Source organism: Microbulbifer sp. VAAF005, assembly GCF_030012985.1.
Lineage (GTDB): Bacteria > Pseudomonadota > Gammaproteobacteria > Pseudomonadales > Cellvibrionaceae > Microbulbifer.
In genome coordinates this window covers 3,931,256-3,949,064 of record NZ_CP120233.1, presented here as the reverse complement: position 1 = coordinate 3,949,064, position 17,809 = coordinate 3,931,256, and the positions used below count along the sequence as shown (strand labels likewise).

The 17,809-nt window shown below is 47.6% G+C and carries 17 protein-coding genes; 7 read left to right on the top strand and 10 right to left on the bottom strand.

What is annotated here, in order from left to right:
- Positions 1 to 139: 139 nt before the first annotated feature.
- On the bottom strand, positions 140 to 607 hold the full coding sequence (gene ybaK / locus P0078_RS17710) for a Cys-tRNA(Pro) deacylase (protein ID WP_282931234.1): 468 nt from the start codon (positions 605 to 607) through the stop codon (positions 140 to 142).
- Positions 608 to 945: 338 nt separating this feature from the next.
- Between ybaK and katG the strand changes: the two genes are divergently transcribed.
- Positions 946 to 3,219 carry a catalase/peroxidase HPI gene (gene katG, locus P0078_RS17705; RefSeq protein ID WP_282931233.1) on the top strand — a complete coding sequence of 758 codons (2,274 nt, stop codon included), beginning with the start codon at positions 946 to 948 and terminating at the stop codon, positions 3,217 to 3,219.
- A 73-nt stretch (positions 3,220 to 3,292) separates the two neighbouring features.
- Here katG and P0078_RS17700 read toward each other — a convergent pair whose 3' ends face one another.
- Entirely contained in the window at positions 3,293 to 5,500 is a 2,208-nt protein-coding gene (locus P0078_RS17700) for a S9 family peptidase (RefSeq protein ID WP_282931232.1), read from the bottom strand.
- A gap of 411 nt (positions 5,501 to 5,911) precedes the next feature.
- On the opposite strand from P0078_RS17700, the gene P0078_RS17695 reads away from it, so the two are divergent.
- On the top strand, positions 5,912 to 6,346 hold the full coding sequence (locus P0078_RS17695) for a hypothetical protein (RefSeq protein ID WP_282931231.1): 435 nt from the start codon (positions 5,912 to 5,914) through the stop codon (positions 6,344 to 6,346).
- 137 nt (positions 6,347 to 6,483) lie between these two features.
- Here P0078_RS17695 and fghA read toward each other — a convergent pair whose 3' ends face one another.
- The 3 genes from fghA to P0078_RS17680 form a co-directional block, all read right to left on the bottom strand.
- Positions 6,484 to 7,341, bottom strand: a complete 858-nt coding sequence (gene fghA / locus P0078_RS17690) for an S-formylglutathione hydrolase (RefSeq protein WP_282931230.1) — start codon at positions 7,339 to 7,341, stop codon at positions 6,484 to 6,486.
- A gap of 14 nt (positions 7,342 to 7,355) precedes the next feature.
- Positions 7,356 to 8,489 (bottom strand): S-(hydroxymethyl)glutathione dehydrogenase/class III alcohol dehydrogenase, encoded by a 1,134-nt coding sequence (locus tag P0078_RS17685; protein ID WP_282931229.1) that lies wholly within the window; start codon positions 8,487 to 8,489, stop codon positions 7,356 to 7,358.
- Positions 8,490 to 8,663: 174 nt separating this feature from the next.
- Positions 8,664 to 9,677 (bottom strand): AraC family transcriptional regulator, encoded by a 1,014-nt coding sequence (locus P0078_RS17680; RefSeq protein WP_282931228.1) that lies wholly within the window; start codon positions 9,675 to 9,677, stop codon positions 8,664 to 8,666.
- 234 nt (positions 9,678 to 9,911) lie between these two features.
- On the opposite strand from P0078_RS17680, the gene P0078_RS24645 reads away from it, so the two are divergent.
- Complete coding sequence (locus P0078_RS24645) at positions 9,912 to 10,154, top strand: DUF6868 family protein (protein ID WP_353057013.1); 243 nt, start codon at positions 9,912 to 9,914, stop codon at positions 10,152 to 10,154.
- A 146-nt stretch (positions 10,155 to 10,300) separates the two neighbouring features.
- On the opposite strand, the gene P0078_RS17675 is transcribed toward P0078_RS24645, so the two are convergent.
- The 3 genes from P0078_RS17675 to P0078_RS17665 all read right to left on the bottom strand — a co-directional run bounded on the left by P0078_RS17675 (position 10,301) and on the right by P0078_RS17665 (position 12,068).
- The gene (locus P0078_RS17675; protein ID WP_282931227.1) at positions 10,301 to 10,876 is read right to left on the bottom strand and encodes a PhnA domain-containing protein; all 576 of its coding nucleotides are present in this window, start codon (positions 10,874 to 10,876) and stop codon (positions 10,301 to 10,303) included.
- Positions 10,877 to 11,148: 272 nt separating this feature from the next.
- Positions 11,149 to 11,565 (bottom strand): CBS domain-containing protein, encoded by a 417-nt coding sequence (locus P0078_RS17670; RefSeq protein WP_282931226.1) that lies wholly within the window; start codon positions 11,563 to 11,565, stop codon positions 11,149 to 11,151.
- Between the two features lie 74 nt (positions 11,566 to 11,639).
- Positions 11,640 to 12,068, bottom strand: coding sequence for an Hsp20/alpha crystallin family protein (locus tag P0078_RS17665; protein ID WP_282931225.1), 429 nt, complete (start codon positions 12,066 to 12,068; stop codon positions 11,640 to 11,642).
- Between the two features lie 315 nt (positions 12,069 to 12,383).
- Here P0078_RS17665 and P0078_RS17660 point away from each other — a divergent pair, with 315 nt between their 5' ends.
- The gene (locus P0078_RS17660; protein WP_282931224.1) at positions 12,384 to 12,821 is read left to right on the top strand and encodes a host attachment protein; all 438 of its coding nucleotides are present in this window, start codon (positions 12,384 to 12,386) and stop codon (positions 12,819 to 12,821) included.
- A 52-nt stretch (positions 12,822 to 12,873) separates the two neighbouring features.
- Here P0078_RS17660 and yihG read toward each other — a convergent pair whose 3' ends face one another.
- Complete coding sequence (gene yihG / locus P0078_RS17655; RefSeq protein ID WP_282931223.1) at positions 12,874 to 13,776, bottom strand: 1-acylglycerol-3-phosphate O-acyltransferase, YihG family; 903 nt, start codon at positions 13,774 to 13,776, stop codon at positions 12,874 to 12,876.
- Positions 13,777 to 14,346: 570 nt separating this feature from the next.
- Between yihG and P0078_RS17650 the strand changes: the two genes are divergently transcribed.
- From P0078_RS17650 to P0078_RS17640, 3 genes are all read left to right on the top strand, one after another.
- Positions 14,347 to 15,015: a hypothetical protein gene (locus tag P0078_RS17650; protein ID WP_282931222.1), complete on the top strand. Its 669-nt coding sequence runs from the start codon at positions 14,347 to 14,349 to the stop codon at positions 15,013 to 15,015.
- 134 nt (positions 15,016 to 15,149) lie between these two features.
- Entirely contained in the window at positions 15,150 to 15,755 is a 606-nt protein-coding gene (locus P0078_RS17645; RefSeq protein ID WP_282931221.1) for a cytochrome b, read from the top strand.
- 12 nt (positions 15,756 to 15,767) lie between these two features.
- Positions 15,768 to 16,331 (top strand): YceI family protein, encoded by a 564-nt coding sequence (locus tag P0078_RS17640; protein ID WP_282931220.1) that lies wholly within the window; start codon positions 15,768 to 15,770, stop codon positions 16,329 to 16,331.
- A 48-nt stretch (positions 16,332 to 16,379) separates the two neighbouring features.
- Here the strand turns inward: P0078_RS17640 and P0078_RS17635 are convergent, their stop codons facing one another.
- Positions 16,380 to 17,774 carry a cytosine permease gene (locus tag P0078_RS17635; RefSeq protein ID WP_282931219.1) on the bottom strand — a complete coding sequence of 465 codons (1,395 nt, stop codon included), beginning with the start codon at positions 17,772 to 17,774 and terminating at the stop codon, positions 16,380 to 16,382.
- Positions 17,775 to 17,809 lie beyond the last annotated feature (35 nt).

The window sequence follows — 17,809 nt, the reverse complement described above, 5'->3', positions numbered from 1 at the left end:
ACTTTTTGGGCTCTCCCCAGGGAGAGCCCAGTTTCAATAACAACTAACTTACTGATTTCTTCATGCACTACTTTTGAGAAGGCAATAGCTATTCACCTTGAAGCTAATAAACCCTCACATCAGGAACTGCCCGGCTCAGTTACTCACAAATTTTAGCTAGATTGCCATCGACAGCCTTTATCAGGTCATCTGGACTTAACTCTATTTCCAGTCCCCTACGGCCAGCACTCACAAAAATGGTTGAGTGATTTTGAATCGATAGATCAAGGATAGTCTTCAAGCGCTTTTTTTGCCCAAGCGGGCTAACGCCGCCCAAAACATAACCTGTTGATCTCTCTACATCAGCTGGAGCGGCCATTATCGCCTTCTTTGCCCCGGCAGCTCTTGCAATAAGTTTCAGGTTAAGCATCGTCGAAACCGGAACAACACCAACAACTAACTTTTTATTGCCCAGCGCAACTACCAACGTTTTAAACACTCTCTCCTCAGCAACTCCCAATTTTTGTGATGCTTCCAAACCGTAAGAATCACTTGAAGAGTCGTGTCTATACTCATGAACCTTGTGACTGATATTATTCTTTTTTAATAAGGCAATTCCCGGAGTCATATAACCCACAACCTATATATTCCACCAAACGACACCCACATAATAATGCAATAGGCCCCAGACAAAACACCCTATAAATAAAACTACACCAGCCCATATCGCCACTCAACAAATAGGCTTGGTTATTAAGTTTTTTAATTTACCTTATTGATTACTTTTAATCCTTATACCGGTAAATTCTTATACTATTTACCCGCTATACTATCTGCTGGATAGATGAATCAGGTGCTATCGTAAACCGAAAGTAACCTTACTAAATCGCAGCAAGTCGCCTATATCATTACGATGAGTAATAGTGAAACGAAGGATGTATCAACGATCGTACGGAGACACTTTCGATGCTAATAAAATATAATCGTAGTTGTGCCGCTTTAATAGTCTCATTGTTTATAACCGCGCCACTCTATGCCGCAGACACCAATGAGGAAGTGGTGACTGATCCCGTCATTCTTGAGGGCGCAGTTGAAGGGCAACCAAAGTCCAATAGGTTCTGGTGGCCAGACCAACTCGACCTACGCCCGCTCAGACAGCACTCCCCCAGATCCAATCCAATGGGTGACGACTTTGATTACGCTACCGAATTCCAAACCCTGGACCTTAAAGCGGTAAAACAGGACATCGAAACTCAGCTCAAAACTTCACAGGACTGGTGGCCCGCAGACTACGGTCATTACGGCCCATTTATGATCCGAATGGCCTGGCACAGCGCAGGCACCTACCGGATCGGTGATGGTCGCGGTGGTGCCCGTGGTGGTCAACAGCGTTTCGATCCCCTCAACAGCTGGCCTGATAATGCCAACCTGGATAAAGCCCGCCGTCTACTCTGGCCCATCAAACAAAAATATGGGCGCAAATTGTCCTGGGCTGATCTTATGGTGCTAACCGGCAATGTAGCTCTGGAGTCCATGGGATTCCCTACGTACGGATTTGCCGGGGGGCGACAGGATGACTGGGAGCCCGACCTGGTTTATTGGGGGCCCGAAACCAAGATGCTGGCGGATGAGCGTTACACCGGCAACCGGGAGTTGGACAAACCTCTTGGCGCAGTGCAAATGGGGCTTATTTATGTCAACCCTGAGGGACCCAATGGCAATCCCGATCCGGTGGCTGCCGCCACAGATATCCGCGAAACTTTTGCCCGCATGGCGATGAATGACGAAGAGACAGTAGCCTTGATTGCCGGAGGCCATACCTTTGGTAAGGCTCACGGTGCAGTGAAAGCTGATTGCCTCGGCCCAGAGCCCGCCGCCGCCCCGATAGAGCAACAGGGGCTTGGCTGGAAAAATAAGTGTGGGAAAGGAAATGCCGACGACACAATGACATCCGGCCTGGAAGGGGCCTGGTCTGCCGCCCCAATCAATTGGAGCCAGCAGTATCTGGACAACCTGTTTAAATTCAATTGGGTCAAAACAAAAAGTCCAGCTGGTGCCGTTCAGTGGATTCCCGATGATCAGAGCGCGGCAAATCTGGTGCCCGATGCATTCGACAAGAACAAGCGCCATGCCCCCATCATGTTTACCACGGATTTATCCCTTAAGTTCGATCCCAGCTACAAAGAAATTGCCAGGCGGTTTCAGGAAAATCCGGAAGAGTTTCAACGCGCCTTTGCCAAAGCCTGGTTCAAGTTGACTCATCGGGATATGGGCCCTCGTGCGCGCTATTTGGGAGCGGAGGTGCCTGAAGAAGATTTAATTTGGCAAGACCCTATCCCCAAAGTTGATCACCCTCTAATTGACAGCCGGGATATAGATTCTCTCAAAGCAAAAATACTGGCGGCGGGCATTAGCGTTCCCGATCTGGTGAGGACTGCCTGGGCCTCAGCTTCTACCTTCCGTGGTTCAGATTTTCGCGGTGGCGCCAATGGTGGCCGTCTTCGCCTGAAACCCCAAAAAGACTGGTCGGTAAATGATCCCACTGAACTATCACAAGTCCTGGCATCGCTGGAAAAAGTCCAGCAGGAATTTAACAGTTCCCAATCCGGGGGCAAAAAAATCTCAATGGCAGATATCATTGTACTTGGGGGCGCAGCAGCCATTGAAAAAGCTGCAGAGCAAGGCGGACATAAAATTCAGGTCCCTTTCAAGCCTGGACGCACCGATGCTTCCCAGGAACAAACAGATGTTAATTCTTTTGCGGTACTACAACCTCTGGCCGATGGCTTCCGCAACTACTTTGGCGATGGTTATGGAAGAACCCCTACAGAGTTATTAGTTGATAAAGCCAGTCTGTTAACCCTAAGTGTGCCTGAAATGACTGTTCTGGTTGGAGGAATGCGGGCACTTAATGCAAATACCGACTCCTCACAGAATGGTGTACTTACTCAGCACCCCGGCACACTGACGAATGATTTCTTTGTGAACCTGCTCGATATGTCTACTGTCTGGTCCAAGTCGGCAAAATCAGAGGGTATCTATGAAGGAAAAGATCGCAAAAGTGGCCAGGCAAAGTGGACAGCCACACCTGTAGATCTGATTTTTGGTTCAAACTCTGAATTAAGGGCAGTCGCAGAGGTTTATGCTTCCAGTGATAGCGCTGACAAGTTTGTAAATGATTTTGTGCTGGCCTGGACCAAAGTAATGAATTTGGATCGGGTTGATCAGCCTCAGTCTTAGGGGTCATATACCTCAATAAAGAAAAAAACCGAGGCTAGCCTCGGTTTTTTTCTTCTGGGAGATTATTTAATTTTTAATCCTGCCCCTTTAAATACCGATCAAAAAAGCGCTTGATCATGCTGTATTGGTGGATGCGAGTCTGCTTACCGCGCAAGCTATGCTTCTTGCCTGGATAAGTCATCAGTTCAAATTGTTGGCCGTTATCCTGCAACTGTTTTATGAGTTTGGTGGTATTGGTAAACAACACATTATCATCCGCCATACCATGATAAATCAGCAGATCACCTTGTAAGCCCTTCGCATAGGGAAACACAGAAGATGCCTCATAGGCATCCATATCCTTGGTTGGATTGCCCATATAACGCTCAGTATAATGAGTATCATACAGCGTCCAGTCCGTAACCGGCGCACCCGATACCCCCGCCTTAAAGTAGTCTCCGGCTTTGAACATACTCATCAGTGCCATGTAACCACCGTAGCTGTGGCCGAAGATGCCTACTTTATTTTTATCAACGTAAGGCAGGGTGCGCAGGAATTCAACGCCGGTAATTTGATCTTCCACTTCAGGAGATCCCATATTCTTAAAGATAGGATTCTCAAAAGCGGTACCGCGGTTTGCTGAACCACGATTATCTAGGGAAAAAACAATATAACCCTGTTGGGCCATATACTGGTTGAATAGTTTATCCCAGCTATTGGTAACCACCTGAGCGTGTGGACCACCATAGACAAACACCATTACCGGGTAACTCTTCTTCGCATCAAAATTAGCAGGTTTGTACAAGCGGTAGAAAAGCTCCTGGCCATGGGGCGCCTCAATACTGCCAAATTCCGGAGTGATCCATTGATCTTTAAAAGGATAGAGAGGGTGATCACGATTTACAGCATTCTGCTCAAGCCAGGTAACTCTGGTCCCTGAGCTGCTGTGCAGGCTCACCTGAGGGGGCGTGGTAACGCTGGAAAATTTATCAATATATCCAGAGGCATCCTCAGAAAATTCGATAGAGTGCATACCACTACGCTGTGAAATTCTCTTAATGTCGCTCTCCCCCTGCAGGGAGACTGCATAGAGATGCCTCTCGATTGGAGTATCTTTCCGTGCGGTAAAATACAAACGATTAGCCTGCTCATCAACAGCCTCTAACTCGTCAACCACCCAATCTCCCTTAGTCAATTGTGCCTGTAATCCGCCGCCAAAATCATATTTATACAGGTGTTTGAAGCCATCCCTCTCCGATGACCAAATAAAAGCATCGCTATTTTCCAAAAAGTGGAGATCATGGCTCAGGTTAACCCAGGTATCGCTGGACTCGGTAAGGAGCGTTCGGGTTTTTCCCGTATTGAGATTGTAAGCACGAAGCTCTAACTTTTGCTGGTCTCGAGATTGCCACTGGAAAGTTAACAGGTGATCACGGGCCCATTTTACTCGGGGAATATAAATATCCTGATTATCTCCCAGGTTGACCCAACGGATATCCCCCGAATCAATATCTATAAGGCCAAGTCGGATTTTTGCGTTCGCACGCCCAGCAGCGGGGTAACGTTGCTGTATCATTTCGATACGATCCGCATAGATTTCGCTACGGGTTACCTGATCAACTGGCGACTCATCAACTTGCAGGAAAGCAATATGCCGATCATCAGGAGACCACCAATAACCGGTCATCCGGTCCATTTCCTCCTGGGCAACAAACTCAGCCATTCCATTTTTAATATGATCTTTGCCGTCGCTGGTTAGCTGCTTTTCCCTACCGGTTTTCAGATCGACAATATAGATATTTTGGTTGCGAATAAACGAAACAAAGTGCCCCTCGGGAGAGACCTTTACATCGGTTTCAAAGGTTTCCGTTTCAGTCAGTCGACGCGAAGAACGGTCTTTGAGATCGTAATAGTAAATATCGCCGGCCAAAGGGAACAACAGAGACCGACCATCCTCGGACCAGCTGTACTCCATTATTCCACTACCATAAATTCGCTGGCGCTCCCGTCTTGCCTTTTCCTCATCCGAAAGAGTTTCACTACCGCTGTGCAAGCTATCGGAATTGACCAAAATTCGGGACTGACCGTCTTTCAGGTTGTACTCCCAAAGATCGTAACGGTTGTAATCTTCAGCTCTACCTTTGAGGAAAGTTACGCGCTGCCCATCAGGTGAATATTCCAGCGCACGGGGAGCAGTACCACCCAGAGCCGGGTCGGAGAATAACCGTTCAATGCTGAGTGACTCTGCAGAACATATTCCTGCAAAAGTGCATCCAAGTAATGCAAGCAGTGCTTGTTTCATAGGAAAACTCTTTATATTAAGTATTGTTGGCAATTCACGTACCACTTTGCTACCAAGGGTATTATTTAGAAAACTCTGATTAATTCCATATTATCTCCGGCTTCCTTAAGAGTCGGCCTAAATGGCATCCAGATAAACCATAGCTTCTCTTTGGGACTTGTTCTGATCACCAGAAGTATCTCAAATTTATCGGAAACCCTCTAAAAAATGCAGCTATATTGTGGATAGAGCAAACTATTGAGGATTCTACAACGGAACCTTCCGGGACATGCAGTACCTTACAGTTTTGGGTTTGAGCACAAACAATCCTGCTGCTATTGCCCCCCTTTACAAATGTTTACTCTGCTTAACCAACATTTGTGGTTAGCTAATGTCTGACTAAAGCTTTTATCAAAATACGGGGTAACAATAATGAAGGTTCATCTCTTTGCATCTGCAGCTGTGATTTTGATCGCTGCTGGCTGTAGCTCTACACCAGAGATCCCCACCACTGAATCATTTGTCACTGACATCACTGAACTGGGCCATCGTCGCTTTACCTACAAGGCAACCATTGGGGCTGGTCCCAAGGGCCAAGGCAGTAGGCGTGGAGGTCCGGGTGGCGGTGGTCCCGGTGGTGGTCCCGGCGGCGGTAAGGGTAGTGGTGGCCCAGGCGGTGGTGGTCCCAGCGGCAGTGGCGGTCCCGGCGGCGCCAATTCTGGAGATGTGAAGAAAGTTGCCCGGCAGAGAATGGAACTCTTGCTAGCCGAAAGTGGCTTCTGTCCCAATGGCTGGTTCCTGATCGAACAAACTTTTGACCAGAACAGAGCTGAAATTATTGGCGAGTGTCGGGCGGTTGCACGATAAGCTTACGCCTCTCACTTTGGCTCTATGTATTCTGCTCGTATCGCTTTATACATAGCAACTTGCCAGGGCGCAAAGCCCTTTGCCCAAACAGCCCCTCAACTGAGGGGCTAACTTCACTAGTCCGTAATTTATCCAGCCTAATATATATGTCTGCTCAACAATGAGTCTGCATGGAACCTTAAGTGCTCCTCAATAAATGAAGCGATGAAATAGTAACTGTGATCGTAGCCTGCATGGTGCTCTATCCGAAGAGGATAATCACTGGCTTCGGCAGCTGTTTGCAGGGAATGTGGTCTCAGCTGCTCCTCAAGAAACTCATCCTGTTCTCCCTGAGAAACCAAAATCGGCGTTTTCTCTACAGCGCGCCCCATTAGCACTGTTGCGTCATATGGCTCCCAGCTCTTGGGATCAGCTCCCAAGTAAGTTCCCAGCGCCTTTTCTCCCCAAGGGCAAGCAATAGGATTACAAATTGGACTAAAAGCAGAAATTGATTGATATCGCTTGGGGTTTCGCAGACCGATGACCAGGGCACCGTGCCCGCCCATAGAATGTCCGCAAATCCCGCGTCGATCATTGGTGGGGAAATGAAGTTCTACCAGGCTTGGAAGTTCATCCACGATGTAGTCATACATTTGATAATGCTGCTTCCAGGGTTCTTGAGTCGCATTTACATAAAAACCAGCCCCCAGCCCCAGATCATAACCCGGGTCATCCGCCACATCGTCTCCTCTGGGGCTCGTATCGGGTATCACTAAGATAATCCCTAACTCTGCAGCGACTCTCTGAGCACCAGCCTTTTGACTGAAGTTTTCATCCGTGCACGTCAAGCCCGATAGCCAATAAACAACAGGATATTTCCTCTGTGTATTCCCCTCTGCATCCTGTGGTAAAAAAATGGAGAAGACCATAGAACAGTTGAGCGTGCTGGATTTATGTCGGTAACGCTGCTGCAAACCGTCAAAAGATTTAGTACTGCCAACCAATTCAATCGACATTTTAAGTGTTCCTATCAAGCCTGCTGGAAATGAATAACACTGCGAATACTTTTACCTTCGTGCATTAAATCGAAGGCATCATTTATTTGCTCAAGGGGCATTGAGTGAGTAATAAAGTCATTCAATTTAAATTCTCCAGCCAGGTAACGCTCTACGAAAGAAGGCAATTCAGAGCGCCCCTTTACACCGCCGAATGCTGATCCCTTCCAAACCCGCCCTGTAACCAACTGGAATGGGCGTGTACTGATTTCCTGTCCCGCACCTGCCACTCCAATAATAATGGATTCCCCCCATCCTTTGTGGCAAGACTCCAAGGCAGCTCTCATCAGGTTAACATTACCCACACACTCAAAAGAATAATCCACTCCGCCATCGGTAAGCTCTACGATAACCTCTTGGATAGGCTTATCGTAAGCCTTGGGGTTAATACACTCAGTGGCCCCCAGTTTCTTCGCCAGCGCAAATTTGTCCTCATTAATATCGACACCAATAATTCGTGAGGCGCCAACCATCTTGGCTCCGATCACTGCGGATAAACCAATTCCACCCAAACCAAAAATTGCCACACAGGAACCCGGCTCAACCTTGGCTGTATTGGTAACGGCTCCCATTCCCGTAGTAACACCACAGCCCAGCAAACAAACCTCATTTGAGGGGGCTTCGGGATTAATTTTGGCCACAGATATCTCAGGAAGGACTGTGTACTCAGAAAAAGTAGAGCAACCCATATAATGGAAAATGGGTTTCCCATCTACCGAAAAGCGTGTCGAACCGTCAGGCATTAATCCTTTGCCCTGGGTGCCCCGGATTTTTTGGCACAAATTGGTCTTTCCAGAGAGACAAAACTTACATTCGCCACATTCAGGGGTATACAAAGGAATCACATGATCCCCGACAGAGACACTGGTCACCCCCTCACCAACGGACTCAACAACACCCGCACCTTCGTGGCCGAGGATTGCCGGGAATACCCCTTCAGGATCATCTCCTGACAAAGTGAACGCATCTGTGTGACAAACGCCGGTGGCGTGTAATTTCACGCGAACTTCACCCTGTTGGGGAGGCATAACATCGACATCCTCAATAACCAAACGCTCCCCAGGCCCCCAAGCTACAGCTGCTTTACAACGGATTGTCTCTGCACTCATTTTCAATTCTGCCTTTCATCATTCGTTCCAGTGGCGCCCAGCATAGTCCCCTAGGATTATTGGTGCAAAGCCAAGCGCCGCTGCTGAAGTAAAATCAGGAAAAATCTAAAAGCTCACCCTTATAGTAATAAGTGGTAGCGCTGAACCATTATTAAAAATAATTCCTTTAATTGATTAACAATTAATAGCTTGTCGCTTCCTCCACTGCAGTGGGGAGCTTCCATGAATGGCTCGAAATGCTTTTGAGAAAGCACTGATATCGGTGTAGCCCAAACTTGCTGATAGTAATCCCACGTCAATACTTGAGGCCCGTAGATGCCAGCGGGCAGTCTTCATTCGCGCCCCCTGTACCAACTGCTTAAAGGAGGTTCCCGCTTCATTTAAGCGGCGCTGAAGCGTTCTCATTGGCATACCGAGTAACCGAGAAACTTGCTCCAGGGAGTGCTGCTGGGCCCCGAGAGTTTGAAGGATTAAGACTTGAACCTGTCGGCTGATATCACCCTTGTGCTCTGCCAATAAGCACTTGGAAAACTCCTCAAAATATCTCATAAGACCGCTGCTGGGTTTAGCGAGGGGATAGTTCATCAATGATCCATCAAAAACCAAGCGATCTCGATCTTGCTCAAAACTAGCCTCAATGCCAAAAAAATTTTGGTAACTACTCAGCGAAGATTGGGGCTTATGCCGAAATGAAACAGAGCGGGGAGATACTTTAGAGCCAACCATCTCCTGTATCAGGCGATAGGCGGCGCCTACTGAAAGTTCAGTATACTGTTGCGCGGGAATTGCGTCGGGGAAGTGATTAACTCTCTCTGCAATCAAGCAGTCATCGGTTTGGTAAATTTTCCAGTGGTCCGCCTGGTTGTGTAACACCATATACCGATGAGTTACTGTCAAAGCACTGGATAGATTCTCACTTTCCAGTATCAGCTTACCAAGGACGCCCAGCATACGCAGCCCTTGCTTCCCCGCCAATCGCAAGCCAAAGTCACTACAGGACAAGTCCCGTGAACACAAATTAAGGAGGTCTACCAGCGTTGCAATGGGGATCAAGATATTTGGACGACGTGTACAATCCGCAGGAAGCCCCACTTGCGCTAAAAAATCTGATGACTGACCACCGAGCTGTGGCACCAATAGATTAAACCCAGCCAGCGCACCACTGCGAATTTCATAGATAGGCTTCATGTTTTATAGCTACCATATTGCCAACCTCTCATTTTCACTATCACACAGTGTCTAGGAATAAAGAGCATCGGACAATAGCTGTATCATATAAAATAGCTTTGCAACTAACTGGGACTGCCCCTATCCACAAACGAAATTTATTTGGAGGCTAGTGCCTGACTATTGTGGCACTTTCCACTATCTACTCATAAAACTGTCGGTTTTATACGAGAAAAAACCGCAAGGAAATTTCACATGGAAACTGAAAATCTAACACTATTTTTAGGCTGGGCTTCGATTATAAACATATTGATACTACTGCTATCAACTCTTGGACTTGTCTGCCTGAGAAAGTCGATCACCAGGATTCACGCCCGAATATTTGAGCTTAATGAACAAGATTTAGGCCGTGCATACTTTCAATATCTGGCACAATACAAAATTGCTATTATCGTCTTCAATATTACACCGTATTTTGCTCTAAAAATTATCAGTTAATTGATAAAAGCGGAAATATTTTGCAAAAAAATAAGAAAGGTAAACTATACCTTTCTTATTTTCATATTTAAGACGGATAGGGAGAGTATTTCGGGTCCGCCGGCAGATCCCCTTTTCAGAAAATTAAGATATTTCTAAAATATTTATCAGCCACTCTTTTTCACAAACTTTGTCAGAATAACAATTCTCTGACCCTCGACCCGCCCTTCGATATGCTCAGGATTATCGCTTAAGCTGATACCGCGAACTGCCGTTCCCCGTTTTGCAACCAAACTGCTTCCTTTTACATCCAAGTCTTTGATAATAACTACATTATCTCCAGCTTGTAACTGGGCACCATTACTATCCCGATGAATCACCAACTCACCAGCCTCTGGTATTGCCCCGGCCTCTGCCCAGGCCAGCAAATCGCCATCCAAATACAACATATCAAACAAGTCTTGGGCCCAGGTCTCGCCAGATAAGCGCTTTAGAATACGCCATGCCAACACTTGAATTGCCGGCTCGGTACTCCACATAGACTCCGACAGACACTGCCAATGCGCACTTTCCAGCTGTGCAGGATTTTCCAGCTGGTCCCTACAGGTTTGACACAATAATACCGCCGCATCTGGATAACCCTCTGACTGGGGTACGTCATAAACCGCCAAGCCATTTTCTGCCTTACAGAGCTCACACTGATTTCCACTGCGTTGTGCCAACTGCTCCTGAGTCACAGCCATAAGTAACCTCAAAAAAAGTAGGGATTATACGACTGATTCTTCCTTCACGCCTCCCAAATAATCACATTTAACGGACATCGAGGTCGACCGTGAACATGATCAAGCTCAGACAGGAAGTAAATAAGACTATCAACAGCCCAATAGTAGATGGAGCCATTAGGTTGCCGAGGGATTCACAGGCTTCAGACAAGACACTCTAGGGTACTAAAACTTCCAACAGCCGCCAATATAGATTGACGACTGTAAAGAGCATTATGCGTTAAGTCCCACACTCAGTGGTGCGAGGAGACCGCTGCTGCGAACTGCCCACCCTGCTTGCTGGCGATGGCACTGGTGATGTCCCCTAAGCTGAGAATACCGACCATGCGCTTTTCACTATTGAGTACCGGCATCCGGCGTAACAGCTGTTGCTCCATTTTGTGGACAGCAGACAGCAGATCATCCTCCTCCCAGCACCATTCAATCCCTTCTGTCATAACATCGCGGGCAGATAGAGAGCTTAGATTACCTCCCTGAACCACACCGCGACATACAATATCTCTATCAGTCACTATTCCTACAAGCTTGTCATTTTCTCCAATCGGTACTGCACCAATATCCTCATCGCGCAATATTTTTGCCAACTCCTGTAGTGGAGTATCCGGGGTGCACCAGGTAGCCCCCTCATGCATTGCGTGTTTAACTTTCATAGGTACCTCAAAACTCTTAAGACAAATGCCAAAGAGAGTGATGGGTAACACCCATCACTCTTAACCCCTATAGATCAGTGCACTTCAATCCGCTTTCTTTGCGGGGGATGCCCCTCATGTTTTGGTACCGTGAGCGTGAGAATCCCATCTTTGAAATTTGCATCAATCTCACTTTCGCGAACATCTTCACCAAGATTGAAACTTCGCAAGAACTTGCCGTAACGCCGCTCCTGACGAAGCACGCGGCCATCCTTCTTCTCCTTAACCTCGCGGTGCACCTCAGCTTCAAGGGTCAAAACCCCATTTTCTAGGGTTACACTGATATCGTCCTTACCCACTCCCGGCAGCTCAGCGCTAATTTCATACATATTCTTGCGCTCACTCACATCAATACGCGGAGAAAAAAATCCCTCGCGTTCAGATCCGATTGCACGGGTCGGTGAGAGCATTTGTTCAAACATATTATCAAGGTCCAATAGGGACCCTCTGGGAATCAGACTCATATCTACAACCTCTTTTTACGCTAAGCCGCAAAAGGCGCCAGAAAACTCAAGAGTCCGTCTTGCGCCTGTTACATCTTGAGTACAGTCTAGGAAATACTGCGACAAACGAAGGGATTAAGTGCCGATAAAAGCCATTACAAATTGAATATGAGAGCTGTCGTATATTTCTTTTGTACATATAAATATTAAAAACTTCCTTTCCAAGTGCACCTAAAGAGAATTTCCACCTCCATATCCATCAATAAGCAACCAGGGCTCGTGGCCAATATGGCTATTTACTAGGATTAAATAAGGCAGTTAAACGAGGATATGTTCATGGCCTTAGCGTGGGTCCTTGTGGCTAACCAGTCCCAAGCGCGAATTTTTGAAGCCAACAAACGCGCGGGAAATCTCAATGAAATCCAGGCACTTCTCCATCCAGAATCACGGCTCTCTGGAAGAGACCAAGAGAGTGATGCGCCCGGACGCACTTTCGACAGCTATGGTCAAGGAAGGCACTCAGTAGGTAATTCTGCAGGATTACATCGCCGTGAAGGTGAGAATTTTGCCAGAGAAATTGCACATACCCTGGAGAGGGGAAGACAGGAGGGCCAGTACGAAAAACTGTATATTGTCGCAGAACCCTATATGGTTGGCAGCTTGAGGGATGCCTTGAAATCTCCAACCCGCGCAACAATAGCAGGAGAAACAGGAAAAAATCTGGTGGCTTGTGAACCCGAGGAGATCCGGGCTCAGCTCCCTATTTGGCTATAGTAACGTTCGGCCAGTAGAGAGGCTCACGAGTGAACCTCTCTACGAACCCCACTTAAGCCCTGCTTTCTGTTAAAAGTTTATCAATCAGGGCATCCTTTTCAGTCCATAACTCATTTACCCACTGATTAAACTCCACCCGAAACTCCTGATCGGTTGCGTAGTCTCTCTCAAAAAATCGGCTGGGCAACTGGACTTTCTCAATACGAACAATCACTTTCTTTAACTTACCAGAAAGGAAATCTTTAAAAGTAGGTATACCATCAGGGTAAACAATGGTGACATTCAGTAGCTGGTTCAACTGCTCACCCATACAGTGCATTGCAAAAGCAATCCCTCCGGACTTGGGCTTTAGAAGATGTTTGAAAGGCGATTGCTGTCTTTGATGCTTCTCTTTGCTAAACCTTGTTCCTTCAAGGAAGTTCATAATACTGGTGGGCATTAGTTTAAACTTTTCGCAAGATTTTTTCGTCGCTTCAAGATCCTTACCGCGCATCTCTGGATGTTTTTTCAAAAATTCTTTGCTGTAACGCTTCATAAATGGAAAGTCGAGTGCCCACCAGCACATTCCAATCACAGGAACTTTGATCAACTCTTGCTTCACAAAAAATTTCAGGAATGGAATTCTTCGATTAAAAATCGACTGCATAATAAAGATATCAACCCAGCTTTGATGGTTCGCTGTGACCAGATACCATCCATGTTGATCGAGATGCTCTATCCCCTGTACATCCACCTGGGCTCTTTGGGTTAGCTTCATCCAGCCTTTATTTAGGGTTATCCACATTTCTGCCCAAGAAATAAAAAAACCCATGAAAAGTTTTTGCAGAAAGGCAAAAGGGAGAATAAACCTAAAAACTGAAAACAAGAGTATGGGGGCTGCACAAACCAATGTGCTAATGGCCAGCAACACCGAAGATATGACCAACAGTAAAAACGAGGGGAGAAAGTTAAACATCTAAAGGCTCTTTTAATTTTCCGGGCTTACAGGTCAGGCTGTCACGCCATATTCACAGGTTACCCGTTTCTTTTTTAATATCTTGAAATCCACTTATCAAAAACTAAGCGGACTCTGCTCTCATCAGTGTATTTACATAATCCGGGCTACAGGCTGCCTATCGCAATTAACATGGCTGTGTATATTTATGGCTCATGGGAAACTGCTCCACTACAATAAATTCATGCGCCGAGCGCCTAGGCTTTAGCCGCGCCAGAGGCAATATCAAACCGCTGCAACTCTGGGAGAGTAACACGCATTTCAACCCCATATTTTTTGACTGAATAGTCTGAATCTATCGGCGATACATCAGCGCAAACTGCACGGATAAAACCAGTGACAGCAGCCCGGTGAGCGGCCTCATTTTTTCAGTATGTCCTGGATATGAAAAGGCGCCATTGTACCCTTTCTATAACCATGAATTAGTAACTTTTATCTTCCCACGCCGCAAAGGCACGATAGTAACTGGAGCAGCATTGCATCCTGCTAAACTTGGGGCTCCAGGTCGTAGAATTGCGCCGGGAGAATAGAATGGGAATTACAGGTAATAAGCAACACTTCCACCGCAAGCAATGGCTCAGCGTACAGCAGGCCGTTGACCACCTGAGTGCATTGTCTGAAGAGCCACTAACCAGTGCACATCTTGCAGACCTGGCCGATGAGCAGCTTCTTAACCTGTACTGGTACCGTCCAGGCCAAAAACTGTCCTTGGAAGATCACAGGGGGACCCGTGAACTGGTAGAGCCCGTCCGGCTCTGTTACGAAAATGCCAGTGACTGGCACGCCATCGTGGATATCTTGCGGAACAATCCAGCGCTGCCCGCCTACGAACATGACACCCCGCTTCTGGAAGATGCCGACGGAAACCGGCTGCGAATCACCTTCGACTACCACCAGCGGCCAGAACCGTTTAGCAGCCGCTGGTACCCTACCTATGCGGAGTTAGTGCTCAAGCGCAACGATTTGGAACAACTGGAACCCCATCTGTTTACCAGCCAGGCGGTTGAGACCGGGTTTGAGCGTGAGACCCTACTGAATGTTATCTGGCAGCTGGAACAACTAGCCCTTGGGGATGAAGAGCACTCCACCAGCTGGCTGGCGGACCAACTGGCACAGCGCTCTTCCGCGCTTGATCGGCTATCTTGTGAGCGCATCCTTCAGGCGGCCGAGCGCGAAAGCTCTCCGGGGCGCTCGATATAGCGCGGCATTACCTACTAACACCTTTGACTCCTTTCCCATACTCATGAACTCCCCATTGGTGGTAGAGCCCAAAGGCTGTACCCTAGTGGCACTTAGCAAATCTAAGTGTGACGTACTACCAATAGGAGAGAGAAGTGCAGGCCAAAAACAGCTCCTCCAGCTACGGCTGGGTAGCCATCGTCCTCCATTGGATAATGGCCCCTGCGATCATAGGGACTTTTATTCTCGGTTGGTGGATGCGCCAGCTATCCTACTACGATCCATGGTATCAACGAGCCCCTGAAATTCACAAAGGGGTAGGCATCATCCTGCTTGTGTTTCTACTCTTCAGGCTGGCTTGGCGCTTTGCCAACCCATCTCCGGCGAGCACCCCCCAAACTCCCAACTGGCAGAAATTTGCCGCCACCGCCACTCATGGACTGATTTACCTGTTACTACTGGCAATCATGGTTTCCGGCTATCTGATTTCTACCGCCGATGGCCGCCCTATCGATGTCTTCGGCATAGTGAGCATCCCTGCAACCTTACAAGGAATTCCCAATCAGGAAGACATTGCGGGATCTATCCACGAAATCCTTGCCTGGGGCCTGACTGGACTCGTAGCAGCACATGTCTTGGCAGCCCTCAAGCACCACTTTATTGACCGTGACGGCACACTGCGCAGAATCATCGGCATCCGTGTAAAAAGTTCTACAGACAATCACTCACACGTACAAACAACACTCTCAACCACCAAATAAGGAAAAAATGACATGAAGAAGCTCTCTGTATTTCTTATTGCAGCTCTGATGGGGACTGTAGCTCAAGCAGCGGAATACAAAATCGACACCAAAGGGGCTCACGCTTTTGTGCAGTTTCGTATCAAGCACCTTGGATACAGCTGGCTATACGGCCGTTTCGATGACTTCAACGGCTCCTTCTTTTACGATGAAAAGCAGCCGGAAAAATCTTCTATCAATGTCGACATCGATGTAACCAGCCTCAATAGCAATCACGCTGAGCGCGACAAGCACCTGCGCAGCGATGACTTCCTCGACGCTGCCAAATTCCCCACTGCTACTTTTAAGAGCACTAGCTTTGAACCTTTGGAAGACGGCAAAGCCCGTCTAAATGGCGAACTGACCCTCCGCGGTATCACTAAGCCAATCACAATTGACGTTACCAATATCGGTGGCGGTAAAGACCCTTGGGGTGGCTACCGCCAGGGCTTCAGTGGAACCACTGAGTTCGAGCTGAAAGAATTCGGTATCAAATCCCTAGGCCCAGCCTCCCAGAAAGTTGAGATGATCCTGGATATCGAAGGTATCCGTATCTAACAACAAAAAAGTACGCCCCCTGAGCCCGGAAATACCTCCGGGCTCCCCCTAACTGCGCTTCGCAACACTCCAATAAACTACGCAAGCAGCAGCCGCAGCCAATAGCCAGTCGACGCCTGCCATCAACCCTTTCGGTAAGAAAAAAGCTAGCATTGTGATGACAATACATGTCCCCAATAAAGTCAGCAGTGCTCGCGGGTTCCAGCCACAGAAATAGTAATAACGCCCATCACTTTCGCTGTAATACAACTGCCCTACATCCATCTGGTGCTTCTCTACTAAGTAGTAGTGAGACAATATGACACCGTAGGCAGGCGCCAGAAAAACCCCCACCCAGTTTACGAACGCCACTAAACCGATTTGTTTGATAACAGCGGGCCACAAAGCACTAATCAGAAAGGCCAGAAACAGCGTTATCAATGCCGCCCTGCGAAACCCCAGGTACTTTGGCAGAAAATTTGAAATATCGTTAACTGGAGCCACAAAGTTCGCCACCACATTGATACCGGCCGTTGCTGTAAAAAAAACAACCGCGGCGATCAATGACAGCTCCAGATTCCCAAGCTTCTGCACGATATCAGTGGGGTTTGCCAAGTTCTGGTGGAAAACTGACTGGGCGGCGATAGTGGTGAACAGAACAATTATCGCAAAGCCAGTCATGTTTATAGTGATTCCCAGCCAATTCCCCCTTCGCATAACAGACTCGTTCTTACAGAAACGAGCAAAATCTCCGTAACTTAGGATTATCGGCGCATAGAGAGCCAACATAGTACCTGTGACTTTGATGAGCTGGACCAAGCCATCGCCCCAGGATGCTATAGACCGATCAAAGAAAGTAGCAACTGCAAATACAAACTGTCCGTCACTTCGAACCACTAGCATCCACAACAGCGCGAGCATCACTCCATAGACACATGGCGCAGCCAGGTTGATAAACCAACGGATCGTATTGATACCTTTGAAAAATAGAAGAGCCTGAAATAAGGAGACAAGTACGAGGGAAGCCCAATCGATCCGGTCCATTGCCAGCCACTGCCCTCCGACAGCTTGTGGCCACCACTCTCTCAGTAACAAAGACATGGCATGGGCAGCAAACCAAGTCTGCGCACCGTACCAAAATATTGCCACGCTCCCCCGAAGCAACGCAGGGACGTTAGCACCTCGGATCCCCATACTCGCCCTGGCCAATACAGGAAACGGTATACCGTATTTAACACTCGGTTCACCGATTAAATTTAATAAGATGATAATTAAAATTGCTGCAATAGCGATCCCAGCGAGAACCAGCCAAGCATTCGTATTGGGACCGAGGAATAGAGTTGCCGCCAGGGTATAGCCAGCGAGACTTTGTGCAGCGTTGGCCCAAAGGTTAAAGATCGTCAGAGTGCCCCAGCGTTTTGCTTCGGGCTTCACCACCGCTAAATTTTCATTCTTTAGCTGCAAAGTGTCACCTAAGTGCATTTGATTAATAACGCGCC

What these genes read in the sequence shown, in the direction of transcription:
- ybaK (WP_282931234.1), bottom strand. Translation starts at nt 607, where the DNA reads ATGACTCCGGGAATTGCCTTATTAAAAAAGAATAATATCAGTCACAAG.
- katG (WP_282931233.1), top strand. Translation starts at nt 946, where the DNA reads ATGCTAATAAAATATAATCGTAGTTGTGCCGCTTTAATAGTCTCATTG.
- P0078_RS17700 (WP_282931232.1), bottom strand. Translation starts at nt 5,500, where the DNA reads ATGAAACAAGCACTGCTTGCATTACTTGGATGCACTTTTGCAGGAATA.
- P0078_RS17695 (WP_282931231.1), top strand. Translation starts at nt 5,912, where the DNA reads ATGAAGGTTCATCTCTTTGCATCTGCAGCTGTGATTTTGATCGCTGCT.
- fghA (WP_282931230.1), bottom strand. Translation starts at nt 7,341, where the DNA reads ATGTCGATTGAATTGGTTGGCAGTACTAAATCTTTTGACGGTTTGCAG.
- P0078_RS17685 (WP_282931229.1), bottom strand. Translation starts at nt 8,489, where the DNA reads ATGAGTGCAGAGACAATCCGTTGTAAAGCAGCTGTAGCTTGGGGGCCT.
- P0078_RS17680 (WP_282931228.1), bottom strand. Translation starts at nt 9,677, where the DNA reads ATGAAGCCTATCTATGAAATTCGCAGTGGTGCGCTGGCTGGGTTTAAT.
- P0078_RS24645 (WP_353057013.1), top strand. Translation starts at nt 9,912, where the DNA reads ATGGAAACTGAAAATCTAACACTATTTTTAGGCTGGGCTTCGATTATA.
- P0078_RS17675 (WP_282931227.1), bottom strand. Translation starts at nt 10,876, where the DNA reads ATGGCTGTGACTCAGGAGCAGTTGGCACAACGCAGTGGAAATCAGTGT.
- P0078_RS17670 (WP_282931226.1), bottom strand. Translation starts at nt 11,565, where the DNA reads ATGAAAGTTAAACACGCAATGCATGAGGGGGCTACCTGGTGCACCCCG.
- P0078_RS17665 (WP_282931225.1), bottom strand. Translation starts at nt 12,068, where the DNA reads ATGAGTCTGATTCCCAGAGGGTCCCTATTGGACCTTGATAATATGTTT.
- P0078_RS17660 (WP_282931224.1), top strand. Translation starts at nt 12,384, where the DNA reads ATGGCCTTAGCGTGGGTCCTTGTGGCTAACCAGTCCCAAGCGCGAATT.
- yihG (WP_282931223.1), bottom strand. Translation starts at nt 13,776, where the DNA reads ATGTTTAACTTTCTCCCCTCGTTTTTACTGTTGGTCATATCTTCGGTG.
- P0078_RS17650 (WP_282931222.1), top strand. Translation starts at nt 14,347, where the DNA reads ATGGGAATTACAGGTAATAAGCAACACTTCCACCGCAAGCAATGGCTC.
- P0078_RS17640 (WP_282931220.1), top strand. Translation starts at nt 15,768, where the DNA reads ATGAAGAAGCTCTCTGTATTTCTTATTGCAGCTCTGATGGGGACTGTA.